The sequence below is a fragment of the Cellulomonas sp. ACRRI genome (assembly GCF_022346185.1).
GTDB lineage: Bacteria > Actinomycetota > Actinomycetes > Actinomycetales > Cellulomonadaceae > Cellulomonas.
Genome location: NZ_JAKRMS010000064.1, coordinates 1 through 23937, shown reverse-complemented (window position 1 = coordinate 23937; position 23937 = coordinate 1). Strand labels below are relative to the sequence as shown.

The window sequence follows — 23937 nt, the reverse complement described above, 5'->3', positions numbered from 1 at the left end:
GCCTCCCCCGCCGCCCGCACGAAGGCCGCGACCGCCCGCTCGACCTCCTGCGCGGCCGCGGCGTCCGCCCGCCCGGCCTCGGCCAGGTCGGCGGACACCCCGCCGAGCCCGAGCAGGGGCAGGTCGTGCGCGTGCAGCGCCACCAGGTCCCGACCGCGCAGCGCCGCGCGCAGCGCGCCGAGCTCCGCGAGGTCCGCCGAGGACAGCCCCGCCGCCCGGTCGAGCCCGCGCGCGGCCGCGCCCGGGACCGCGCCGAGCGCCGCCAGCAGGCCCGCCCCCGCGTCGTGCGCCACGGTGCGCCGGCCACCCAGCCCGACCACGACCCGCCCCGCCCCGGTGTCGAGGGCGGCCGCGAGCAGCGTCCCCAGGCCGGCGGAGGTGGTCGCGGTCGCCGGCAGCGCCCCGGGGTCGGCCGCGCCGAGCGCCAGCGCGCCGTCGACGTACGCCGTCCGCCCGCCGCCGGGCTCCGTCACGACCAGGACGGTCCCGGGGACGACGGCGCCGTGCGCGTCGGTGGTCGTGACGGACAGCAGCTCCCCGCCGCGCGCCGCGTGCACCGCCTCGACCAGTCCCGCGCCGCCGTCGGACAGGGGCAGCGGCACGAGGGTGTCGCCGGGCGCGGCCTCGAGCCAGCCGGCGGTGAGCGCGGCGACCGCCTCCTGGGCGGTGAGCGCCGGCCACGGGTCGGACCCCGCGGAGACGGACGGTCCGGCCACGCCGTGCACCGCGGAGGCGGCGTCGCCGGGGCCGTCGCCCGGGCGCGCGTCGAACCGGCCGGGGGCGACGAGGACGTGCACGGCGCGATCCTCGCACGCCGACCCCCGGCGCCCTCGCCGGCCCGGCCGGGCCGCGGTCCTGGTCAGCGCCCCGGACCGCTGTGGGATGATCCTGCGCGTGACTCTCCTCGCCCCCGGGACCACGTTCACCGAGCCCGCGTCCTCCGCGCTGCTGCTGCTCGGCCAGGGCCGCGACCTGGCGTCCGAGCGCGGCGTCGAGTGCGCCGGCGCCCTGCCCGCCGCCTCCGACCCCGACCTCGTGGACCGCGCCCGGACCGCGCGGGCGGCGCTCGGCGACCGCGCCTTCGTGCTGGGCCACCACTACCAGCGGGACGAGGTCATCGACTTCGCCGACGTCACCGGCGACTCCTTCAAGCTCGCCCGCGAGGCGGCGGCGCGGCCCGAGGCCGAGTTCATCCTGTTCTGCGGCGTGCACTTCATGGCCGAGTCGGCGGACATCCTCACGTCGGACCGCCAGCAGGTCGTGCTGCCCGACATGGCCGCCGGCTGCTCCATGGCGGACATGGCCGCGATCGACCAGGTGGAGGACGCCTGGGACGTCCTGGTCGAGGCGGGCGTCGCCGAGGACACCGTGCCCGTCACGTACATGAACTCGACGGCGGCCATCAAGGCGTTCACCGGCCGGCACGGCGGCACGGTCTGCACCTCGTCGAACGCCCACGTCGCGCTGCGCTGGGCGTTCGACCGGGTGGGCGGCGTCGACGGCACCGGCAAGGTGCTGTTCATGCCGGACCAGCACCTCGGCCGGAACACCGCGGTGCTCGCGCTCGGCATCCCGCTGGAGCAGTGCGTGGTGTTCGACCCCCGCAAGCCGAACGGCGGCCTGACCGTCGCCGAGCTGCGCGACGCGCGGATGATCCTGTGGCGGGGGCACTGCTCGGTGCACGGCCGGTTCAGCGCGCAGAACCTCGTCGACGTGCGCGCCGCGGTCCCCGACGTCACCGTGCTGGTGCACCCCGAGTGCAAGCACGAGGTCGTCACGGGCGCGGACCTCGTCGGGTCGACGGAGTACATCATCCAGGCCCTCGACGCCGCGGAGCCGGGCTCGGCCTGGGCGATCGGCACCGAGCTCAACCTGGTCCGCCGCCTGGCGAAGGCGCACCCCGACAAGCGGATCTCGTACCTCGACTCGACGGTGTGCTTCTGCTCGACCATGAACCGCATCGACCTGCCGCACCTGGTGTGGGCGATGGAGTCGCTCGTCGCCGGCCGGGTGCCGAACCGGATCGTCGTGGACGCCGACGACGCGCACTGGGCGCGGGTCGCGCTCGACCAGATGCTGGCCCTGCCCGGGTACTGACACCCTGGGGGGCCTGAGGAGCCGTCGGAAGGGGACGTCCGTGGGCACCGGGAACCCGTTGCGGGTCGGGATCGTCGTGTTCGACGACGCCGAGGAGCTCGACGTGGTCGGGCCGTTCGACGTCCTCGCCTCGTGGGCGGCGCACTCGTCGCTGCACCCGGAGGTGCTGACCTTCTCCGCCGACGGCTCGGGCGTGCGGTGCGCCAAGGGGCTGCGGCTGGTGCCGGACGCGTCGCGCGACGACGTCGGCCCGCTGCACGTCCTCGTGCACCCGGGCGGCCGCGGCACCCGGGCGCTGGCCCGGGACCCGGAGCACCTGGCCTGGGTGCGGGACGTGCGCCGGGACACCGCGCTGATGACGTCGGTGTGCACCGGTGCGCTGGTCTACGCCGCGGCGGGGCTGCTGGCCGGGCGGCCGGCGGCGACGCACTGGGCGGCGCTCGACGAGCTGGCGGCGCTCGACCCGAGCGTGCTGGTCGACACCGAGGCCCGGTTCGTGGACGACGGCGACGTCGTGACGAGCGCCGGGGTGTCCGCGGGGATCGACATGGCGCTGCACCTGGTGGCGCGGCTGGAGTCGCCGGACGCCGCCCGCGCGGTGCGCCGGGGCATCCAGTACGACCCGGCCCCGCCGGTCTGACGGGGCCCGCGCCGCCTCGTCCCTCATAGGAGTGGAAGGTCCGGCCCGACACGCCGTCGGCGTGTCGGGCCAGACCTTCCACTCGGGCCGGTGGGTCCGGGGGTCAGACCGCCAGGCGCGCGAGCAGGAGGGCCTCGGCCAGCACCACGCGCTCGAGCTCCCCGAGGTGGACCGACTCGTTCGCGCCGTGCGCCCGGGAGTCGGGGTCCTCGACCCCGGTCACCAGGATCGCCGCGTCCGGGTAGACCTCGAGCAGGTCGGCGATGAACGGGATCGAGCCGCCGATGCCGATGTCGACCGGCTCCGTGCCCCACGCGTCCGCGAACGCGGCCCGCGCGGCCTGCATGGCGGCCGAGTCGGCGGGCGCCTGGAACGGCTTGCCGAGCTCGCCGTCGCGGACGGTGACCCGGGCGCCGAACGGCGCGTGGCCCTCGAGGTGCGCGCGCAGGGCGGCGAGCGCGGCGGCCGGGTCCTGGCCGGGCGCGATCCGCAGGGACAGCTTCGCGGTGGCCCTCGGCGCGATCGTGTTCGACGCGGTGGCGACCCGCGGGGCGTCGAGGCCGATGACGGCGATCGTCGGGCGGGTCCACAGCCGCGCGGTGAGCGGACCGGTGCCGGCCAGCGTCACGCCGTCGAGCACGCTCGCGTCGGCGCGGAACGCGGCCTCGTCGTAGTCGACCGTCGGGTCGGCGGCCGACACCAGGCCCTCGACGGCGACGTCGCCCGCGTCGTCGTGCAGCGTGGCGATCAGCCGGGACAGCAGCGTCACGGCGTCGAGCACCGGGCCGCCGAACATGCCGGAGTGCACCGCGTGGTCGAGCACGGCGACCTCGACCTCGAGGTCCACCAGCCCGCGCAGCGACGTCGTCAGGCCGGGGACGCCCACCTTCCAGTTCGACGAGTCGGCGACGACGATCACGTCGGCGCGCAGCAGGTCGGCGTAGGTGTGCAGGAACCGGGTGAAGGACGGCGAGCCGACCTCCTCCTCGCCCTCGACGAACACCGTGACGCCGACGCCGAGCTCGTCCCCGAGCACGCGCAGCGCGCCGAGGTGCGCCACGACGCCGGCCTTGTCGTCCGCGGCGCCGCGGCCGAACAGGCGGCCGTCGCGCTCGGTGGGCTCGAACGGCTCGGTGTCCCAGTCCTCGCGGGCGCCCGGGGGCTGGACGTCGTGGTGCGCGTACAGCAGCACCGTCGGGGCGCCGGCCGGGGCCGGGCGGCGGGCGACGACCGCGGGGGCGCCGGGGGTGCCGTCGGGGCGCTCGACGGACAGGATCCGCACCTCGGGCAGACCGGCCTCGCCGAGCAGCCGGGCGACGTGCTCCGCGCTGGCGGCGACGTGCGCCTGGTCGAAGTCGGCGTTCGACACGGACGGCACCCGGACGAGCGCCTCGAGGTCGGCGCGGACGGCCGGGAACGCGGCGGCCACGCGGGCGCGCAGGTCGGCGACGGCGGCGGGGGCGGCGGGGATGGCGGTGGGCTCTGTCACGGACCGCCACGCTACTCGACTACCCTGGAGGGGTGTTCGGACGCAGCAAGGACAGCACCTCCCCGGCGGAGCAGGCCACCCCGGGTCTCGTCGAGGAGACCCCCGGCCTGATCGAGACGGGCAAGGGCCGCCCGACGCCGAAGCGGAGGACGGCCGAGGCCGCCAACCGCCGGCCGCTGGTGCCCCAGGACCGCAAGGCCGCCGCCAAGGACGCGCGCGCCGCGCAGCGGGCCGAGCGCGACAAGCAGTACGCCGCGATGCAGACCGGCGACGAGCGGTACATGCCCGCCAAGGACAAGGGCCCCGTGCGCCGGTACATCCGGCAGTACGTCGACGCCCGGTGGAGCCTGGGCGAGCTGTTCCTGCCGGTGGCGATCGTCATGCTGCTGCTCAACTTGCTGCTGACGTCGGTCAGCCCGGAGCTCGCGTTCCTGGGCCTGGTCGTCCTCTACCTGTTCATCATCGGCATGGTCGTCGACGTGATCATCATGTGGCGCAAGCTCCGCAAGAAGCTCACCGCCAAGTTCGGCGACGCGGGCCAGCAGCGCGGGCTGATGATGTACGCCGTCACCCGGGTGTTCCAGATCCGCCGCGCCCGCCTGCCGAAGCCGCAGGTCAAGCACGGCGACTACCCCGAGTGAGCCGGCGCTCCTAGACCGTCCTAGGGTGGTGGCATGGTCAACTACCGCCACCTGGGCCGCTCCGGCCTCAAGATCTCCGAGATCACCTACGGCAACTGGCTGACGCACGGCTCGCAGGTCGAGAACGACGCCGCGACCGCCTGCGTCCGCGCCGCGCTCGACGCCGGCATCAGCTCCTTCGACACCGCGGACGTCTACGCGAACACGGTCGCCGAGGAGGTGCTCGGCGAGGCCCTCAAGGGCGAGCGCCGGCAGTCGCTGGAGATCTTCACGAAGGTCTACTGGCCGACCGGCCCCAAGGGCCCGAACGACAGCGGCCTGTCCCGCAAGCACATCCTGGAGTCCATCGACGGGTCCCTGCAGCGCCTGCAGACCGACTACGTCGACCTGTACCAGGCGCACCGCTACGACCACGCGACGCCGCTCGAGGAGACGATGCAGGCGTTCGCCGACGTCGTCCGCTCCGGCAAGGCGCTGTACATCGGCGTCTCCGAGTGGACGGCGGACCAGATCCGCGCCGGCCACGCGCTGGCGGAGGACCTGGGCTTCCAGCTGATCTCGAACCAGCCGCAGTACTCCGCGCTGTGGCGGGTCATCGAGGGCGAGGTCGTCCCCGCCTCCGAGGAGCTCGGCGTCTCGCAGATCGTCTGGTCCCCCGTCGCGCAGGGCGTGCTCACCGGCAAGTACAAGCCGGGCGCGCCGCTGCCGGAGGGCTCGCGCGCGACGGACGAGAAGGGCGGCGCGACCATGATCAAGCGCTTCCTGGACCAGCCGGACGTGCTGCAGCGGGTGCAGGACCTCACGCCGGTCGCGCAGGAGCTCGGGCTGTCGCTCGCGCAGCTCGCGGTCGCCTGGGTGCTGCAGAACCAGAACGTCGCCGCGGCGATCATCGGGGCCTCGCGCCCCGAGCAGGTCACCGAGAACGTCAAGGCCTCCGGGGTCGAGATCCCGGCCGAGCTGATGACGCGGATCGACGAGATCCTCGGTGACTCCGTCATCACGGACCCGGCGGAGACGGCGAAGAACTCGCCCGCCACCCGCTGACACCACGCGCGCAGGGCCGGTCACCCCGACGGGTGGCCGGCCCTGCGTCGTGCCTGGGGCCGCCGGGTCAGCGCCCCTCCCCCGGTTCGACCGGCTCGGCCACGGCGACCGCCGGCGGCACCGGGACCGTGAGGCGCGGCAGCAGCCAGTGGATCAGCGGCCCGATGCCGAGCGCGTAGGCCAGCGTCGCGAACCCGAGGGTGCCGCCGAGCAGCCAGCCGACCGCGACGACGATGACCTCGATGGCGATCCGGACCGGGCCGACCGGCCAGCCGGTGCGGGCGACGAGGCCGGTCATCAGGCCGTCGCGCGGACCCGGGCCGAGGCGGGCGCCGATGTAGAGCGCGCTCGCCACGCCGTTCAGCGCGATGCCGGCGAGCACCATGCCCACCCGCGCCGCCAGCGGCAGCCCCTCGGGCAGCCGGTCGAGCAGGGCGAGGAACGGGTCGATGAGGACGCCGATCAGCACCACGTTCGCCACCGTGCCGATGCCGGGCCGCTGCCGCAGGGGCCACCAGGCCAGCAGGATCAGCACGCTCAGGACGATGGTCACCGTGCCGAGCGACCAGCCGACCTGCCGGGCCACGCCCTGGCTGAGCACGTCCCACGGCATGTTGCCGAGCCCGGTGTGCACGAGCAGTGCGATCGAGGCGGCGTACAGGACGAGGCCGCCGACGAGCTGGGCGGCCCGGCGGCGGGCGCGGGCGGAGCGGGTCGTCGTGCGGACGGCGGGCGCAGGGCCGGGGGCGGCCACGGAGGCGGTGGTGGCATCGGGTTGAGCGGTCACGGACTCATCATCGGCGGCAACCGGCCTTCCCTTCGATAGCCACTTGCGCAAGAGTGGCCCCATGTCCACGCTCCTCGTCTCCGACCGCCGGATCGGCGGCACCGGGCTGGCCACCGTGCTCGGCCGCTGGCGGCGCCCCGGCCCGGCGTACGCCGCGCTGGCGGACGCCGTCCGTCGCGCGATCCTCGCCGGCGACCTGCCGCTCGCGACCCGGGTACCCGGGGAGCGGGAGCTGGCCGACGTGCTCGGGGTGTCCCGCACGACGACCTCGGGAGCGTACGGGCTGCTGCGCGACGAGGGGTACCTGGTCAGCCGCCAGGGCTCCGGCACGGTGACGGCGCTGCCCGACGACCGGGCCCGCGGCGGCGCCGCGCTCCCCCTGCACCGCCCGCTCGCGACGGACGGGGTCGTCGACCTGACCATCGCCGCCTGCCCGGCCCCGCGCGAGTTGCACGACGCGGCTCGGCGCGCCGTCGACGCGCTCCCCCGGCACGCGGGCCACGGCTACGCACCGCTCGGCCTGGACGTGCTCCGGGCGGTGATCGCCGACCGGTACACCGCCCGCGGCACGCCCACGACGCCCGACCAGGTGCTGGTCACGACCGGCGCCCAGCACGCCATCGCGCTGCTCATGCGCACGCACGCCGGGCCGGGTGACCGGGTCGTCGTCGAGCAGCCGACCTACCCGCACGCCATCGACGCGGCGCGGTCCGTCGGCGCGCGGCCGGTTCCGGTGCCGACCGGCCGCGACGGCACCGACCTGGACCTCCTGGAGTCGACGGTGCGGCAGGTGGCCCCCCGGCTGGTCTACCTGATCCCGGACCACCACAACCCCACGGGCGCGACCCTGGACGGCGCGGCCCGCGAGCGGGTTCGGGCCCTCGCCCGCCGGACGGGCACCGTCGTCGCCGGCGACGAGGTGCTCACCGACCTGACGCTCGACGGCCCGGCGCCCGAGCCGTTCGCCGGCGACGGCCGCGCACCACGGGTCGTGGCCATCGGGTCCGTGTCCAAGAGCCACTGGGGCGGGCTGCGGGTCGGCTGGCTGCGCGGCCCCGCGGACCTGGTCGCGCGGCTGGCCCTCGCGCGGCGCAGCGCCGACCTCGGCACGGCGGTGCTGGACCAGCTCGTCGCGGTCGAGCTGCTGCGGCTCGGCGAGGCGCCGCTGGCCGAGCGCCGGGACCGGCTGCGCGCGGGCCGGGACCTCCTGGCGGGGCTCCTCGCCGAGCGGCTGCCGGAGTGGCGGTTCGCGGTGCCGCGGGGTGGCCAGGCGCTGTGGGTGGACCTGGGCACGCCGGTGTCCTCCGCGCTCAGCGCCCTCGCGCTCGCCCACGGGGTGCGCGTGGCGCCGGGGCCGGCGTTCGGCGTCGACGGCGGACTGGAGGACCGCCTGCGGCTGCCCTTCACCGTCGAACCGGACGAGCTGCGCCGGGCGGTCGACGGGCTGGCGCTGGCGTGGGCGGCGCTCGGGGCGCCGGGGCGGGCGGACGCGGGGCCCCGGCCGCTCGTGGGGGCGACGGCGGGGCTGGTGTAGATCCGCCCCCGGCCGCGGGGTCGTCAGCCGCGCGGCCGCACCGTCACCTGCTCGGGCACGGCGGCCAGGTCGTACGACGGCGGCACGAGCACGCCGTCGTGCCGCAGCACGACCGTGCGGACGCCCTGGTCGCGCAGCGTGCGCCAGTGCGCGCCGAGCCACTCCTCGGCGTCGTACCGGGTGCCGAACACCGGCGACAGCGGGCGGTCGAGCACCTCGCCCGACCCGCCGGCCAGCTCCCAGGTCCACTGGGGGTGCAGGTCGGCGGTCACGCGGCACCCGCCGGGGCGCCGGCGCGGCGGGCCGCCGCGTCGCGGGCGAGCGCCCGGCCGATCCGCGACGCCCAGAACGGGCCCTCGTAGATGAACCCGGTGTACCCCTGCACGAGGTCCGCGCCGGCCGCGAGGTACGCGCGGGCGTCGGCCGGGGTGGTGATGCCGCCGACCCCGACGACGACCCGGTCCGGGCCGAGCCGGTGCCGGAGCCGCGCGACCACGACCAGGCCGCGGTCGAGCAGCGGGGGCCCGGACAGGCCGCCGGGACCCAGGTCGTGCGCGATCGTCGTGTTCACCGCCACCACGCCGTCGAGCCCGAGCTCGGCGACCAGGTCGGCCACGGCGTCGACGTCGGCGTCCGCGAGGTCGGGGGCGATCTTCACGAGCAGCGGCACGCGGGGCCGGCCGGCGGCGGCGACGGACTCGTCCGCGGCGGCGCGCGCCGCCTGCAGGATCGGCCGCAGGGCGTCGACGGACTGCAGGTCCCGCAGGCCCGGCGTGTTCGGCGACGACACGTTGACCACGAGGTAGTCCGCGTACGGCGCGAGCAGGCCGGCGCTGGTGGCGTAGTCGTCCGCGGCGTCCTCGGGCGCGGTGACCTTCGTCTTGCCGATGTTCACGCCGACGACGAGCGCCCGGCCCGACGCGGTCGAGCGCAGCCGGCGGAGGCGCTCGGCCACCGCCGCCGCGCCCTCGTTGTTGAAGCCCATCCGGTTGCGCAGACCGCGCCGGTCGAGCACGCGCCACAGCCGCGGCGCCTCGTTGCCGGGCTGGGCGTGCGCCGTCACGGTGCCGATCTCGACGAACCCGAAGCCGAGCATCGTCAGCCCCGGGACGCCGACCGCGTTCTTGTCGAAGCCCGCCGCGAGCCCGAAGGCCGACGGGAACGTCCGGCCCAGCACCCGGACCGCACCGGCCGGCGGCGGGGTGAGGGCGGCGCGCAGCGCGCCGTTCAGGACGGGGACGCGGGAGGCGACGCGGATGGCGCGGAACGCGAGGTGGTGCGCCTGCTCGGGGTCGAGGCGGGAGAAGACCTGGCGGAAGAGGAGGCCGTACACGGCCCCCAACCTACTGGTCCCCGGGCACCCGCGGCCGGGACCCCTCGCCCGCGCGGACCCCGGGGCGGGTGCGCCACAGCCAGGCGACGCCGAGGAACGGCAGCACCAGCGGGACGTAGCCGTAGCCCTGGCCGTACACCGACCACACCGTCTCGTCGGGGAAGTCGCCCGCGTCGACGACCGACAGGGTGCCGACGGCCAGCACCCCGACCAGCTCGACGCCGACCGCGGCCCACGCCGCGCCCCGCCGGTCCCGGGCGAGCGCGACGGTCGCCACGATGTACACGACGGCGGCGAGCGCGGACAGCAGGTAGGCCAGCGGGGCCTCGTCGAACTTCGCGACCAGCTGGTAGCCGGCACGGGCGGTCGCGGCGAGGGCGAACACGCCGTACACCGCGACGAGGACGCGGCCCGGGCCGGAGGCGGTGCTCTCGGGCGTCGCGCGCGGCGCGGGTGCCGGGGTCGTCACGCGCCCGCCCAGGTCTGGTCGAGCCGCAGCTGCAGGAACGCCACGGCGACCGCCGCGACCAGCAGCACCACCGACGACCACCGCGTGCGCTCGGCGAACGCCCACAGCGCGGCCGCGGGCAGCAGGACCAGCTGCGTCACCACGTAGCCCCAGAACACCACCGGCTCCGCCGGGTCCGCCCCGGTCGCCTGCCGGACCCCCGCGACGACCGCCTGGACCACCATCAGCCCCTCGACGACCGCCGCGCCCCACAGCTGCCGGAGGACCACGGCGCGGTCGCGGACGGCGAACACCAGCGCCCAGACGGCGAGCGCGAGAGCCGCCACGGCGACGGCGTAGAGCAGGGGCGGGATCACGGGGCCCCACGGTACCCGGCGGCGGCGATAGCATCGGCGGGTGCCCCGAGTGACGCTGACCTCCGCGAACCCCGCCCGCCAGACCGCCGACGCGCTCGTCGTCGCGGTCGCCAGCAGCCCCGCCGGCCCCCGGCTCGTCGGCGCCGACTGGCTGCCCGCCGAGACGGTCGAGCAGGTGACGGGCCTGGCCGGCGTCCTCGGCATCACCGGTGCGCCCGACGAGGTCCGGCGGCTGCCGGCCGCGGGCGGGCTCGCCGCGCGGACCGTGGTGCTGACCGGCGTGGGGCCGCTCGACGGGGTCGCCCCGGACGCCGAGACGCTCCGCCGGGCGGCGGGCGCCGCGCTGCGCGAGCTCACGGGCGCGACCTCCGTCGCGGTCGCGCTGCCGGCCGAGGACGCCGAGCAGGTGGCCGCGGTCGCCGAGGGCGCGCTCCTCGGCGCCTACGCCTACACCCGGTACCGCTCCGCCGACGCCGCGAACGCCGGTGCCCCGGCCGCCGAGATCACCGTCCTGACCCCCCGCGCCCGCGACAAGGCGGTCACGAAGGCGCTCGCCCGCGCCGAGGTGCTGGCCGCCGCCGTGCACGGCGTGCGCGACCTGGTGAACGCCGCCCCGAACGAGCTCTACCCCGCCGCGTTCGCGGACGCCGCCAAGGCCGCGGTCAAGGACACCGGCGCCAAGGGCGTCAAGGTCACGGTGCTGGACGAGAAGGCCCTCGCCGCCGGCGGCTACGGCGGCATCCTCGGCGTCGGCCAGGGCTCGGCCCGCCCGCCGCGCCTGGTCAAGGTCTCCTACTCGCCGTCCCGCCCGGCCGCCAAGGTCGCGCTGGTCGGCAAGGGCATCACGTTCGACTCCGGCGGCATCTCCATCAAGCCCGCCGCGGGCATGGACGCGATGAAGTCCGACATGGCCGGCGCCGCCGCCGTCCTGCACACCGTGCTCGCCGCGGCGCGCCTCGAGCTGCCGGTCGCCGTCACCGGCTGGCTGTGCCTCGCCGAGAACATGCCGTCCGGCACCGCGCAGCGCCCGTCCGACGTGCTGACCATCCGCGGCGGCAAGACCGTCGAGGTGCTGAACACGGACGCCGAGGGCCGCCTGGTCATGGCCGACGGCCTCGTCGCGGCGGTCGAGGAGAAGCCCGACGTCGTCCTCGACATCGCGACGCTCACCGGCGCGCAGCTCGTCGCGCTCGGCCCGCGCGTGTCCGCCGTCATGGGCGACGACGCCACCCGCACCGAGGTCGTCGACGCGGCCGGCGCGGCCGGGGAGGCGTTCTGGCCGATGCCGCTGCCCGCCGACCTGCGCGCGGGCCTGAAGTCGAAGGTCGCGGACATCGCCAACATCGGCGACCGGTTCGGCGGCATGCTGACGGCGGGGCTGTTCCTGCAGGAGTTCGTCGGGTCGACGCCGTGGGCGCACCTCGACATCGCCGGGCCCGCGTTCAACGAGAAGGCGCCGTTCGGGTACACGCCCGCCGGTGGCACCGGGGTGGGCGTCCGCACGCTCCTCGCGCTGATCGAGGCCCGCGCGGTCCGCTGACCCGCGGGCCCGCACGCGACCCCGAGCGCCCGGCGCCCTCCCGCCGTCCCCTCCCGCGCCGAGAGAGGACCTGCCGGCCGAGACAGGGCCGTCCAGCGTCCTACCTCGGCGCGGCGGTCCTCTCTCGGCGACGGCGGGGAGGGAGGGGTGCCGAGCGGGCGGAGCCGAGCAGCGGCGCGGCGGAGCCGGGCGGCGGACGGAAGGACGGGACGAGCGCCCGCTCAGCGCGTGGCGCCCGGGGTCAGCGCGGGTCGGCCGCGCGGCGGGCGGCGCGCTCCCGGGCCGCCCGCTCGCGCTCGATCCGCTGCCGCGAGTTCCAGTCCCGCATGCGCTGCGGGTACCCGGTGCGCTGGACGTCGTAGAACGGCACGCCGAGCTCCTTGGCGATGTCCCACCCCGCGCGGCCGTCCGGGACCCGGCGCCGGGTCCACTCGCCGTCGGTGGCGATGAGCATGAGCGTGGTCTGGGTGACGTTCGTCTGCGGCTCGAGGTACGCCTCGACGCCGACGCGGGTGCGGACGAACTCGCGCAGGTGCTCGACGGTCTCCTCGCGGGCGGCACGCCCGGTGGGCGGCGCGTCCGGCGTGGCGGCGGCCGGTCGGCGGCGGCGGGAGAACAGACCCATGGCGGGAGCGTAACGGCGCACGCTGGGCCTCGGCTGGGAATCACCCGGGTGCGTGCAGGCGCGCGCCGTGCACGGGGCGGCTCCGCCGGGACCTCGGTCCGCCCGCGCGCCGCCGCCGCGACGTCGTCCCGGACGCAAGACATGGGATGACTGTTCCCAGAATCACACGCGGCCCCCGGTCATCTGGGTCGTCGGGCCTATGCGGAGATGACAAGATGACCCGGGAACAACCGCGTTCCCCTATGTCTGCGCCGGAGGAGTCTTCACGTGTCCGACACGACCGGATCCGCTTTCGACATCGTCGTCCTGGGCGGAGGGAGTGGCGGCTACGCGGCTGCGCTCCGCGGTGCCCAGCTCGGCCTCAGCGTCGCCCTGATCGAGGGCGACAAGGTCGGCGGCACCTGCCTGCACAACGGCTGCATCCCCACCAAGGCCCTGCTCCACGCGGCGGAGCTCGCCGACAACGCCCGCGACGGCGCGCACTTCGGCGTGCAGACGCAGCTCACGGGCATCGACATGAACGGTGTGAACGCCTACAAGGACTCGGTCATCGGCCGGCTCTACAAGGGCCTGCAGGGCCTCATCAAGTCCCGCCAGATCACCGTGTTCGAGGGCTACGGCAAGCTGGTCGCCCAGGACACCGTCGAGGTCAACGGCGAGCGGGTCACCGGCCGGAACGTCATCCTCGGCACCGGCTCCTACGCCCGGTCGCTGCCCGGCCTGGAGATCGCCGGCCGCGTCATCACCTCCGACCAGGCGCTGAAGCTCGACTACGTGCCGAAGTCCGCGATCATCCTCGGCGGCGGCGTCATCGGCTCCGAGTTCGCGAGCGTGTGGAAGTCGTTCGGCGTGGACGTCACCATCATCGAGGCGCTCCCCCACCTCGTCCCGAACGAGGACGAGGCGCTGTCCAAGGCGTTCGAGCGCCAGTTCCGCAAGCGCGGCATCAACTTCAACCTGGGCGTCCGCTTCTCCGGCGTGACCCAGGACGACAGCGGCGTGCACGTCTCGCTGGAGGACGGCAAGACGTGCGACGCGGACCTCCTGCTGGTCGCCGTCGGCCGCGGCCCCCGCACCGCCGACCTGGGCTACGAGCAGCAGGGCATCACGCTGGACCGCGGCTTCGTCATCACGAACGAGCGCCTGCACACCGGCGTCGGCAACATCTACGCGGTCGGCGACATCGTCCCGGGCCTGCAGCTCGCGCACCGCGGCTTCGCCCAGGGCATCTTCGTGGCCGAGGAGATCGCGGGCCTGAACCCGCAGCCGATCGTCGAGTCGGGCATCCCGCGCGTCACCTACTCCGACCCGGAGGTCGCGTCCGTCGGCCTGACCGAGGCGAAGGCCAAGGAGGTGCACGGGGCCGACGCGATCGAGACCCTCGAGTACAACCTGGGCGGCAACGGCAAGAGCCAGATCCTCGCGACGCAGGGCTTCATCAAGCTCGTGCGCCAGAAGGACGGGCCGGTCGTCGGCGTCCACATGATCGGTGCTCGCGTCGGCGAGCTCATCGGCGAGGGCCAGCTCATCGTGAACTGGGAGGCCTACCCCGAGGACGTCGCGGCGCTCGTGCACGCCCACCCGACGCAGAACGAGGCTCTCGGCGAGGCGCACCTGGCGCTCGCCGGCAAGCCGCTGCACGCCCACAACTGACCACACGAACTTCGAAGGAGACACGAGCGGTCATGTCCGACAACGTGCAGCTTCCCGCTCTCGGCGAGTCCGTCACCGAGGGCACCGTCACCCGCTGGCTCAAGAACGTGGGCGACCGCGTCGAGGTCGACGAGCCCCTGCTCGAGATCTCGACCGACAAGGTCGACACCGAGGTCCCGTCGCCGTTCGCCGGCGTGCTGGAGCAGATCCTGGTGGCCGAGGACGAGACCGCCGAGGTCGGCGCCGTCCTGGCCGTGATCGGCGACGGCTCCGGTGCGGGCGGCGACTCCGCCCCCGCGCAGGAGGCCCCGGCGGAGCAGCAGCAGGAGGCCCCGGCCCAGACCGGCGCCTCGACCCAGGGCGAGGGCTACGGCTCGCCGTCCCCCGAGGCCGAGTCCGCCTCCCCCGCGACCGAGCAGCCCGCCCCGGCGCCGGCCGCCGAGGCGCAGGGCTCCGGCGACGGCCAGCAGGTCACCCTGCCGGCGCTGGGCGAGTCCGTCACCGAGGGCACCGTCACCCGCTGGCTGAAGCAGGTCGGCGACACCGTCGAGGTCGACGAGCCGCTGCTCGAGATCTCCACGGACAAGGTCGACACCGAGGTCCCGTCGCCGTTCGCCGGCACGCTGCAGCAGATCCTGGTCGGCGAGGACGAGACCGCCGAGGTCGGCGCCCCGCTCGCCGTGATCGGCTCCGGCTCGGCGCCCGCCGCGTCGGGCCCGTCGCAGGACGGCGCCGCCCAGGCCGCCGCCCCCGCGGCGACCGTCGCCACCGTCGCGGACCTGCGGCGCCGCACGCCGTCCGCGGGCGACGTCGTCCTGGTCGCGGGGTACGCGGCGCCGGGCGACGGCGGCGGGATGGTCGCGCGGTGGGACGGCGGGTCGACCGCCGACCCCAACGGCGGGACGGTCATCGCGTCCGACCGGCGCGCCCGCGGCCGGTGGCTGCTGGTGCACGACGGCACGCTCGACTTCCGGCAGTTCGGCGTCCTGGACGCGTCGACCCCCGCGGACGACGCCCTCGACGCGATGGTCGGCGACCCCGGCGTGCACCGCATCGAGGCGCACACGGACCTGAACTTCGTGCGCCGGCACCGGTTCACCCGCTCCGACCTGGTGCTGGACTTCGGGGGCCGCCTGGTCACCACGGAGGGGATCGAGCCGGCCGCGGCCAACGACCCGTTCGCCGCGGTGCTGTTCTTCCGGGGCGCCGTCACGGAGCAGGTGGTCACCTCGACCCTGGCCGCGCCGCTGCCCGAGCTGGTCGACATCGTGCCCGTGCCGGACTCGGCGGCGTTCGCGGTCGGGGACTGGTACGCGGTGCAGACCGACGGGCGGCCCGGGGGCGGCAGCGCCGAGCGCGAGCTGATGTACCTGGTCCAGGTGACGCAGCTGGTCGACGGCACGCACGTGCGGCTCGGCTACAAGACCGGGTGGCCGCTGGACGCCGGGCGGGTGCTGACGTTCACGCGGGTCGAGCCCGTCCAGCGGGTCACCGTGCAGCGGATGCGGTTCCGCGGGACGGGCACGGACCAGGTGACCGGCTCGCACCCGGTCGCCTTCGAGTACGCGACGCGCTGCGACGTGCACCAGGTGGAGGCCGAGCACACGTTCTGGCCGGTGGTCATGCGGCGCTGGAACACCTCGTACGTGACGTCGCAGTGCTCGCTGGCCAACCCGGTGAGCGTCACCCTCGGCGGCGCGGGGTACCTCACCCAGCAGATCTCCTGCCTGTACGCGCACGTGGTCGACTGCCGGACGTCGAACGCGCGGCACCTGAACGACTTCACCTGCGCCGCGTACTCGACCGTCGAGAACTGCCACGGCGACGGCGACGTGCAGGGCCCGTTCGTGACGCACGGCCAGTACGAGCACGACCTGACCTACGTCGGGAACTCGGGCCTGATGACGTTCGCCAACTCGGGCGCCACCTGGGGTGGTCGCGCGAAGCGGGTGACGGTCCGGCAGCAGGTGGCGGCGCTGTTCTTCGCGCGGGTCGGCGTCGTCGACCTCACGCTGGAGGACTGCCAGGTGGTGCGCGACCCGAGCATGCCGGACTACGTCTCCTGGATGTGGGTGAACGCCGACGGGCTGCAGATGCGCGGGTGCCGGGTGGACGGCCGGTTCCAGCTGTCGCAGGCCACCGACCTGTCGGCGCGGCCGACGGTGATCGAGGACTGCGTGATCGGGCTGGCCGACCAGCAGGCGTCGATGCCGTTCGTGGCGGCGAACGTGACGGCGCCGGTGCACCTGGTGCGCACGACGATCACCGGGCTGGACGGCGCGACGGCGCTGTTCGCGGGGACCGGGCCGCTCACGCTCACGGGCTGCACGCTGGCGGGGCGGGAGGGCGCCGCGGCGATCACGGTGGCCGCGTCCCGGCTGGTGCTCGACGGCACCGTGCTGGACGGGACGGGCGTCCTGCTCGCGGGCACCGGCGACCAGACCCTGGCGGTGACCGGGGGATCCCGGGTGACCGGTGCGCCGGCGTCGGGGGTGGTGTTCGGCCGGGCCGCCGGCGCCGGGACGTCGACGTGGTCCTTCGACGGCTGCACGTCGGCCGTCGGCTCGGCCGACGTCGCGCACGTGGCGCTGACGGGCGGGACGAACCACTACCGGGCGACCGGGTGCACCTTCGAGGGCGGGCGCCTGGAGCTGGGCGACGGCGCGTTCGGGGCCGGCTCCTCCCTCCTGCACACGGCGAACGTCGAGCGGGGGGTCGTCCGCACGGCGCTCCCGGCGACGGGTGACCGGGTGCTCACGGACGGCAACCTCGTCGTGTGAGAGGCAGTTCGGCGCTGCCGAACACCGGCAGGCTTTACAGAACCGTAACGCCCAGCCCTTGCCCCGCCGGGGACCGAGCGCTTGAATGAAGCGTCCGTTCGGTTGTGCCGAATGGCGTTTGGTAAGTGCTCTTGGCGGAGCGCGAGGCAGTACTCGGGGCCGCGGCCGGGCTGGACCGCACCCCTGGAGGGCAGCACCCCGACCGGGTGCTGCCCTCCGCCGCGTCCGGCCCCGTCACGCGCCCAGCGCGGCGAGGACCCGGACGGAGTCGACCAGCGCGGCGCCGGAGGGTGCGACGACGCCGGTCCGGACGCCGGCCACGAACCGGGCGAGCACCGGCCACAGGTAGTCGTCCGCCAGGTCCACCCGGAGGTCCTCGCGGCCGGCCGGGCCCGTGACGGCGAGGTGGTACGGGGTGCTCACGCGATCGAGCGGGGTCGTCACCGTGATCGTCGCGACGTCGCGGCCCGCGGGCACGACCGCCGTCCGCACCCCGGCCGCCGCGGCCACGGACACGAACCCGGCGGGCCGGTCGCGCAGGACGGCCAGGGCGAGCTCGACGACGTGCACCGCCGCGAACGCGAGGCCGCCGTGCGGCGAAGTGGGATCGGCCGGACCGGCGGCGTGGACGGCCAGGCCGCCGGGCGCCGGGCGCCAGCGCGCGGCGAGCGCCGTCGCGCCCGCGTGGAACCGCAGCGCCGAGGCGCTGGTCAGCCCGACGCCGCGCGCCGCCGCGAGCGCCACCAGGGCCGCGGCGTCGTCGGGGTCGGCGGTGAAGGGCTTGTCCACCAGCACGGGGAGGTCCGCGCGCAGGAGCGCCGCCGTCAGGGCCCGGTGGCCGGCGGCGTCCCGGGTGGCGACCAGCACTGCGTCCGCCCCGTGCCGCACCACGGCGCGCGCCGTGGCCGCCGGGGCCCCCGTCCGCACCACCGGCGCGCCCCGGACCCCGAGCGCGGCCAGGCGGTCGTCCGGCACCGGCTCGGCGTCGGGGGCGGCCACCACGACGACGTCGACCTCCGGGCCGAGGGCGTCCGCGCGCACGAGCCGCAGGACCTGGTCGACGTGCGAGGACGCCGCGCCGACGATCGCCAGTCGCACCGCACCACCCCTCGTTCGCGAGTGCCGAACGGTTCTCGCGGAGCTCCGCCTCGTCGGCCCGGCCGCGCCGCCCGGGCGGCCCGCGCGGCTGGCGACGACACTAGTCGGCGATGCCGAACAGCGGCTAGCCTGGCAGCACGGCGCCGGCGCGGCGCCCCGGCCAGCAGGGGAGACCGCATGGAGCCCAGCCCGCCCGAGCCCGAGGACTCCCGGTACTGGGTCCGATCGGTGGCCCGCGCCGTCGACGTCCTCGAGCTGCTCGCCGCGCGCCCGCCCGGCGAGGGCATGTCGGTGACCGAGATCGGCCAGGCGCTCGGCCTGTCCAAGAGCGCGGCCTTCGCCACGCTGTACACGCTGACCCGCCGGGGCCTGGTCGCCGACGACGGCGCCGGCATGTCGCGGCGGTACCGGCTCGGCATGGCGCTCGCGCGGCTCGGCTCGCAGGCCCTCGCGCAGACGTCGCTGCGGGACGTCGCGCGCCCGCACCTCGTGGCGCTCGCCCGGACCACGGCCGCGACCGCGCGGCTGGCCACGCTCGTGCAGGACCAGGCGGTCGTCATCGACCAGGTCGGCGGGAACGAGCGGGTCCGGCTCGACCTGCGGATGGGCAGCCACGAGCTGCCGCACTCCACGGGCCTGGGCAAGGCGATCCTGTCCTGCCTGCCCCCGGAGCAGGTCCGGGAGCTGGTGGGCCGCGTCGGCCTGCTGCGCCGCACGGCGCGCACGATCACCGACCCCGGCACGCTGCTCGCGCACCTGGCCGAGAGCCGCGCCCAGGGCTACGCGATCGACGACGAGGAGGACGCCGAGGGCGTGTTCTGCATCGGCTCGCCGCTGCTCGGGCACGACGGCGCGTGCGTCGGCGCGATCTCGATCACCGGCCTCAAGCTCGACCAGCCGGCCTGGCACTACCAGGAGCTCGGCCGCACGGTGCGGGACGCCGCCGGGCGCATCTCACGCGACCTCGGATACGACCCGGACGCCCCCGCGGTGACCACGGTCGGCGGCCCCGAGGTGGTTGACGGACCGGCGCCCCCCGGCTAGCGTCCCGTCCCACTGCACGACCCGCCCCAGCCCGGGAGGGTCGTCGCGACGCAGGCCAGCCCCCTGCGCTCCGCCAGACGGTCGCCCTCGACGGGGAGGACGACCGCCAGCACCGCCCCCGACGCCACGACGCGCACCGCGCGGACGAGTCCAGACGCGACGAGTCCCCAGGCGGTCGGCATGGCAACGAGCAGCGAGACGTCCCGCGGCACGACGGGCGCGCCCGCGGGCGCCGCCGCGCCCGCCGGGACGCGGTCGCCCACGGCGCCCGCCGCCCCCGCGGCCGGCGACTGGGAGCGCGCGGTGCGGCGGCGACCCGCCGACGCCGTGGCGGGCCTCCCGCCGGTCACCGTGGCCCTGGTCGGCGCCGGCAACCGCGGCCAGACGTACCTGTCGTGGGCGCGGGAGCACCCCGGCCGGGCCCGGCTGGTCGCGGTCGCCGACCCGGAGCGGCGGCGGCGCGACCTGGTGGCGGCGGGCGACCCCGGCGTGGCGCACTACGCCGACTGGCGCGACCTCGCCGCGCAGGGCCGGGTCGCGGACATGGTGGTCATCGCCACCCAGGACCGGGACCACGCGGAGCCGGCGGAGGCGTTCGCCGCGCTGGGCTACGCGGTGCTGCTCGAGAAGCCGATCGCGCCCACCGAGGAGGAGTGCCGCCGGATCGTCGCCGCGGTCGAGCGCGCCGGCGTGCTGTTCGGCGTGTGCCACGTCCTGCGGTACACGCCGTACACCGACCTGGTGAAGGAGGTCGTCGACTCCGGCGTCCTCGGCCGGGTGGTCGACGTGCAGCACCTGGAGCCGGTCGGCTGGTGGCACATGGCGCACTCGTACGTGCGCGGCCCCTGGCGGCGCGAGGACGAGTCGGCGCCCATGCTGCTGGCCAAGTCGTGCCACGACGTCGACTGGATCCGGTACGTCACCGGCCTGCGGGTCGAGTCCGTCTCCTCCTACGGGTCGCTGACGGAGTTCCGCCCCGAGCACCGGCCCGCCGGTGCGGCGGACCGGTGCCTCGACTGCGCCCTCGAGCCGACCTGCCCCTACTCCGCGCCCCGGCTGTACCTGGGCACGCTGCGGGCCGACGGCCCGGTGTGGCCGGTCACGGTCGTCACGTCGCGCACCGACGAGCAGGGGGTCGTCGACGCGCTGCGCACGGGCCCGTACGGGCGGTGCGTGTGGGACTGCGACAACGACGTCGTGGACCACCAGGTGGTCGCGATGCGGCTCGAGGGCGGCGCCGCGGCCACGTTCACCATGACCGCGTTCTCGGAGCAGACCCACCGGCAGACCCGGGTGTTCGGCACCCACGGGTCGCTGGAGGGCGACGGCGAGCGGGTGCGGGTCGTGGACTTCCGCGACAACACCGTCCGCGTGCTCGACACCGGCGCCGCGGGGTCGAACGCCGCGGACGGCCACGGCGGCGGCGACGCCGGCCTCATGGACGCCTTCACCGCCGCGGTCGCCACCGGCGACCGCACCTGGGTCCGGTCCGGCGCGGCCGAGTCCCTCGACAGCCACCTCGTCGTGTTCGCCGCCGAGCAGGCGCGCCGCACCGGCCAGGTCCGGGAGGTGGGCGCCGCGTGACGGCCGCCGCCCGGGGCACCACGCACCACCCGCACGTCCCCCAGCAGTCCCTGCCTTCCCCCGACCCCAGGGTCCTGACCAAGGAGATGCGATGAGACTCGCGACGAAGTCGCTGGTGGCGGCCGGAGCCGCCTGCACCGTCCTGCTCGCCGGCTGTTCCTCCTCCTCCGACGGCGGCGGCTCCGCCGGCGGCGGCGAGGACGGCGCGCTGTCCGGCGAGGTGACGATGTGGATCTACCCGATCATCGCGGACGAGGCGGCGCACACCGGCTTCTGGGACGCGCAGGTCGCGGCGTTCACCGAGGAGAACCCGGACGTCGACGTGACGGTCCAGGTCTACCCGTGGGCCGGCCGCGACGAGTCGCTGACCACCGCCATCGCGTCGGGCACCGGCCCGGACGTCGTCTACCTGATCCCCGACCAGCTGGCGACGTACCAGTCGTCGATCGAGCCGGTCGACGACTACCTGTCCGCGGAGCACGTCGCCGACATCCTCCCGAACGTCGCCGACTCGATCACCGTCGACGGCCAGATGCTCGGGTCGCCCCTGCTGACCAGCTCCAACCCGCTCGTCTGCGACAAGGCGGCGTTCGACGCCATCGGCGCCACCGAGTACCCGGCCACGTGGGACGACCTGCTGGACCTCGCCCCCGACCTCGCCGAGCAGGGCATCTACGCGACCAACTACTGGGGCTCGCCGGAGGTCACGCTCAACATGACGTTCTACCCGCTGCTGTGGCAGGCGGGCGGCGACGTGTTCAGCGAGGACGGCACGTCGGTCGCGTTCAACTCGGACGCGGGCGTCGAGGCGCTCGAGTTCCTCGTCGAGCTCAACGAGGGCGGCTACCTGGAGCCGGACCTGATCACGACCACCCCGAGCATCGAGCAGACCGCGCTCGCGCAGAACAAGGTCGCCTGCACCTGGCAGTCCGGCCCGGCGGACGTCGAGTCCTACTGGGGCGAGGAGAACATCGTCATCCAGCCGCCGCTGACGCAGGAGGAGACGGTCGGCTACGGCACGGTCGGGTCGCTGTCGATGCTGAAGGGCTCGGAGAACAAGGCCGCCGCGGGCGCGTGGATCGACTTCGTCACCTCGGCCGACCCGGTCACCGAGTTCGTCACCACCGCGAAGATGTTCTCCCCGCTCTCCTCGACGGGTGAGCTCTACGCCGACGACCCGGTGTACGGGGCGATCGAGCAGACCATCCCCGACACCACCGTCGGCCCGGTCAACGAGCACGCGCGCGAGGTGATGGGCGTCCTCGCCCCGGAGATCCAGGCCGCGCTCCTCGGGCAGAAGTCCGCGCAGGAGGCGCTGGACGACGCCGCCGCCTCGGCCGACGCGATGCTGGGCTGACCAGGCGATGACCTCCGCACTGCACGAGCCCGCCGCGGCGCCCGCGCGCCGCGGCGGGCCCGCCCGGGCCGGCCGGCGCTCGGTGATGGCGCGCTGGGACGCGCGCATCGGCCTGCTGTTCGCCCTGCCGACGTTCCTGCTGTTCCTGGCGTTCCGGTTCGGCCCCGCGATCGCGGGCGTCGGGCTGTCGTTCTTCGACTACGACATCTCCGGCACCCTCGAGTGGGAGGGGCTCGCCAACTTCGAGCGCATGGTCGGGGACCCGGTGTTCTGGCAGGCGCTGCGGGTCACCGTGCTCTACACGGTGCTCGCCGTCCCGCTGTCGCTCGGGATGTCGCTCGTCATGGCGCTCGCGGTCCGCCGCCGGTTCCGCGGCGTCGGGTTCTTCCGCTCGGTGTTCTTCCTGCCGGTCATCACGTCGCTGGTGCTCGCGGGCACGGTGTTCGTCTGGGTGTTCTCCACCGACGGGCCGGTGTCGACGATCTCGCAGTGGCTGGGCGGCAGCGGCCAGTCGTGGCTCTCGTCGTCGCTGCTCGTGGTCCCGGCGCTCGTGCTCGTCGGCGTCTGGTCGCGGTTCGGCTACGGGATGCTGATCCTGCTCGCCGGGCTCCAGGAGGTCCCGCGCGAGCTCGAGGAGGCGGCGCTGACCGACGGCGCCGGCCCGTGGGCGCGGTTCCGGCACATCGTGCTGCCGCACCTGAAGCCCTCGCTGTTCTTCCTCGCGGTCATCGAGACGACGGCGTCGTTCCAGGTGTTCGACCTGATCTTCGTCATGACCCAGGGCGGTCCGGCCCGCGGCAGCTACACGCTCGTCTACATGCTCTACGACCAGGGCTTCAAGTACGTGGACTACGGCTACGCCGCGGCGATCGGCGTCGCGCTGTTCGCCATGACCCTCGTCGTGGCCGTGATCCAGCGTCGCTTCCTCGGGAGGGAATCGTGAGCGCCCCCACTGCGCCGGTCGGCGCCCCGCCGGCCGCCCCGCCCGCTACCGCCGGAGCGCGCCGGCGCCCGTACCGCGCGCTCGAGCCCACCCGCCGCGGCAAGGTCCTGCGCGGGCTGCTGCTGGCGGCCGGCTCGGTGCTCACGATCTTCCCGTTCTACGCGATGGTCGTGATCGCGCTGCGGCCGGAGACGGCGATCGACTTCCCGTCCTCGCTGCTGCCGTGGAACCTCGACACCTCGGCGTTCCGCGAGGTGCTCGCCGGCCAGGACATGCTGCGCTGGACCCTGAACAGCGTCGTGTACTCGGCGGTGTCCGTCGTCGCGGTGCTCGTGATGGCCTCGATGGCCGGCTACGCGTTCGCCAAGAAGCGGTTCCCGGGCCGGGAGGCCATGTTCTGGTCGTTCCTCGCGATGGTGATGGTGCCGTACCACGTCACGCTCATCCCGACCTTCATCGTGATGGCGAAGCTCGGCGGCGTGGACACGTACTGGGGCCTGATCCTCCCGTCGCTCGCGAACGCCCAGGCCGTGTTCCTCATGCGGCAGTTCATCAAGGGGCTGCCGGACGAGCTGTTCGAGGCGGCGAAGATCGACGGCGCGGGGGAGTGGCGGACCTTCGCCACGATCGTGCTGCCGCTGTGCAAGCCGGTGCTCGCGACGCTCGGCACCTTCGTCTTCCTCTGGCACTGGAACGACTTCCTGTGGCCCCTGATCATCGGCAAGAGCGCGGACATGTGGACGCTCACCGTCGGCATCGCCTCCCTGCGGCAGCAGCAGGTGCCGCTGTCCGTGGTGCTGGCCGGGTCGGTCGTCGCGCTCGTCCCGATCTTCGCGGCCTACGCCGTCGCGCAGCGCTCGTTCCAGGAGGGCGTGGCGCAGACCGGCATCAAGGGCTGAGCCGCGCCCTCCTGGAACGAGCGC

The 23937-nt window shown here is 75.2% G+C and carries 21 protein-coding genes and 1 pseudogene; 13 read left to right on the top strand and 9 right to left on the bottom strand.

Annotated features, from left to right (window positions below):
• On the bottom strand, window positions 1–797 hold a 797-nt coding region (locus MHY85_RS12460), incomplete at its 3' end, for a glycerate kinase (protein WP_239196744.1).
• An 85-nt stretch (window positions 798–882) separates the two neighbouring features.
• Here MHY85_RS12460 and nadA point away from each other — a divergent pair.
• Window positions 883–2097: a quinolinate synthase NadA gene (gene nadA, locus MHY85_RS12455; RefSeq protein WP_374233568.1), complete on the top strand. Its 1215-nt coding sequence runs from the start codon at window positions 883–885 to the stop codon at window positions 2095–2097.
• A gap of 40 nt (window positions 2098–2137) precedes the next feature.
• Window positions 2138–2737 carry a DJ-1/PfpI family protein gene (locus MHY85_RS12450; RefSeq protein ID WP_239196740.1) on the top strand — a complete coding sequence of 200 codons (600 nt, stop codon included), beginning with the start codon at window positions 2138–2140 and terminating at the stop codon, window positions 2735–2737.
• 103 nt (window positions 2738–2840) lie between these two features.
• On the opposite strand, the gene MHY85_RS12445 is transcribed toward MHY85_RS12450, so the two are convergent.
• Window positions 2841–4226 carry a dipeptidase gene (locus tag MHY85_RS12445; RefSeq protein ID WP_239196738.1) on the bottom strand — a complete coding sequence of 462 codons (1386 nt, stop codon included), beginning with the start codon at window positions 4224–4226 and terminating at the stop codon, window positions 2841–2843.
• A gap of 32 nt (window positions 4227–4258) precedes the next feature.
• Here MHY85_RS12445 and MHY85_RS12440 point away from each other — a divergent pair, with 32 nt between their 5' ends.
• The gene (locus MHY85_RS12440) at window positions 4259–4867 is read left to right on the top strand and encodes a DUF3043 domain-containing protein (protein ID WP_239196736.1); all 609 of its coding nucleotides are present in this window, start codon (window positions 4259–4261) and stop codon (window positions 4865–4867) included.
• A gap of 33 nt (window positions 4868–4900) precedes the next feature.
• Window positions 4901–5911 carry an aldo/keto reductase family protein gene (locus tag MHY85_RS12435; RefSeq protein WP_239196734.1) on the top strand — a complete coding sequence of 337 codons (1011 nt, stop codon included), beginning with the start codon at window positions 4901–4903 and terminating at the stop codon, window positions 5909–5911.
• A 67-nt stretch (window positions 5912–5978) separates the two neighbouring features.
• Here MHY85_RS12435 and MHY85_RS12430 read toward each other — a convergent pair whose 3' ends face one another.
• Window positions 5979–6698 (bottom strand): hypothetical protein, encoded by a 720-nt coding sequence (locus tag MHY85_RS12430; RefSeq protein ID WP_308191378.1) that lies wholly within the window; start codon window positions 6696–6698, stop codon window positions 5979–5981.
• Window positions 6699–6759: 61 nt separating this feature from the next.
• Between MHY85_RS12430 and MHY85_RS12425 the strand changes: the two genes are divergently transcribed.
• Window positions 6760–8232 carry a PLP-dependent aminotransferase family protein gene (locus MHY85_RS12425; RefSeq protein ID WP_239196732.1) on the top strand — a complete coding sequence of 491 codons (1473 nt, stop codon included), beginning with the start codon at window positions 6760–6762 and terminating at the stop codon, window positions 8230–8232.
• A gap of 23 nt (window positions 8233–8255) precedes the next feature.
• Here the strand turns inward: MHY85_RS12425 and MHY85_RS12420 are convergent, their stop codons facing one another.
• The 4 genes from MHY85_RS12420 to MHY85_RS12405 are packed head-to-tail and all read right to left on the bottom strand — an operon-like array spanning window position 8256 to window position 10390.
• Window positions 8256–8504: a hypothetical protein gene (locus tag MHY85_RS12420; protein WP_239196730.1), complete on the bottom strand. Its 249-nt coding sequence runs from the start codon at window positions 8502–8504 to the stop codon at window positions 8256–8258.
• Window positions 8501–9565, bottom strand: coding sequence for a quinone-dependent dihydroorotate dehydrogenase (locus MHY85_RS12415; protein ID WP_239196728.1), 1065 nt, complete (start codon window positions 9563–9565; stop codon window positions 8501–8503). The genes MHY85_RS12420 and MHY85_RS12415 overlap by 4 nt, the downstream gene beginning before the upstream one ends.
• Window positions 9566–9575: 10 nt before the next feature.
• Window positions 9576–10034: a hypothetical protein gene (locus tag MHY85_RS12410; RefSeq protein ID WP_239196726.1), complete on the bottom strand. Its 459-nt coding sequence runs from the start codon at window positions 10032–10034 to the stop codon at window positions 9576–9578.
• Window positions 10031–10390 (bottom strand): hypothetical protein, encoded by a 360-nt coding sequence (locus MHY85_RS12405; protein WP_239196724.1) that lies wholly within the window; start codon window positions 10388–10390, stop codon window positions 10031–10033. Before MHY85_RS12405 ends, MHY85_RS12410 begins: the two co-directional genes overlap by 4 nt.
• A gap of 40 nt (window positions 10391–10430) precedes the next feature.
• Here MHY85_RS12405 and MHY85_RS12400 point away from each other — a divergent pair, with 40 nt between their 5' ends.
• Window positions 10431–11930: a leucyl aminopeptidase gene (locus MHY85_RS12400; protein ID WP_239196722.1), complete on the top strand. Its 1500-nt coding sequence runs from the start codon at window positions 10431–10433 to the stop codon at window positions 11928–11930.
• Window positions 11931–12171: 241 nt separating this feature from the next.
• Here the strand turns inward: MHY85_RS12400 and MHY85_RS12395 are convergent, their stop codons facing one another.
• Window positions 12172–12555 carry an oxidoreductase gene (locus MHY85_RS12395; RefSeq protein WP_158374967.1) on the bottom strand — a complete coding sequence of 128 codons (384 nt, stop codon included), beginning with the start codon at window positions 12553–12555 and terminating at the stop codon, window positions 12172–12174.
• A gap of 267 nt (window positions 12556–12822) precedes the next feature.
• Here MHY85_RS12395 and lpdA point away from each other — a divergent pair, with 267 nt between their 5' ends.
• Both lpdA and MHY85_RS12385 read left to right on the top strand, forming a co-directional pair.
• The gene (gene lpdA, locus MHY85_RS12390) at window positions 12823–14208 is read left to right on the top strand and encodes a dihydrolipoyl dehydrogenase (RefSeq protein ID WP_239196720.1); all 1386 of its coding nucleotides are present in this window, start codon (window positions 12823–12825) and stop codon (window positions 14206–14208) included.
• Window positions 14209–14240: 32 nt separating this feature from the next.
• Window positions 14241–14966 (top strand): annotated as a pseudogene (locus tag MHY85_RS12385) (biotin/lipoyl-containing protein); the annotation flags it as partial.
• A 2256-nt stretch (window positions 14967–17222) separates the two neighbouring features.
• Here the strand turns inward: MHY85_RS12385 and MHY85_RS12380 are convergent.
• Window positions 17223–18086, bottom strand: a complete 864-nt coding sequence (locus MHY85_RS12380; protein WP_239196718.1) for a Gfo/Idh/MocA family oxidoreductase — start codon at window positions 18084–18086, stop codon at window positions 17223–17225.
• 177 nt (window positions 18087–18263) lie between these two features.
• On the opposite strand from MHY85_RS12380, the gene MHY85_RS12375 reads away from it, so the two are divergent.
• From MHY85_RS12375 to MHY85_RS12355, 5 genes are all read left to right on the top strand, one after another.
• On the top strand, window positions 18264–19130 hold the full coding sequence (locus MHY85_RS12375) for an IclR family transcriptional regulator (protein WP_154729159.1): 867 nt from the start codon (window positions 18264–18266) through the stop codon (window positions 19128–19130).
• Window positions 19131–19310: 180 nt separating this feature from the next.
• Entirely contained in the window at window positions 19311–20714 is a 1404-nt protein-coding gene (locus MHY85_RS12370) for a Gfo/Idh/MocA family protein (protein ID WP_239196716.1), read from the top strand.
• 91 nt (window positions 20715–20805) lie between these two features.
• Complete coding sequence (locus tag MHY85_RS12365; protein ID WP_239196714.1) at window positions 20806–22071, top strand: extracellular solute-binding protein; 1266 nt, start codon at window positions 20806–20808, stop codon at window positions 22069–22071.
• 7 nt (window positions 22072–22078) lie between these two features.
• Window positions 22079–23014 carry a carbohydrate ABC transporter permease gene (locus tag MHY85_RS12360; RefSeq protein ID WP_158370884.1) on the top strand — a complete coding sequence of 312 codons (936 nt, stop codon included), beginning with the start codon at window positions 22079–22081 and terminating at the stop codon, window positions 23012–23014.
• Window positions 23011–23913: a carbohydrate ABC transporter permease gene (locus MHY85_RS12355; protein ID WP_239196712.1), complete on the top strand. Its 903-nt coding sequence runs from the start codon at window positions 23011–23013 to the stop codon at window positions 23911–23913. Before MHY85_RS12360 ends, MHY85_RS12355 begins: the two co-directional genes overlap by 4 nt.
• The last annotated feature ends 24 nt before the right edge of the window (window positions 23914–23937 follow it).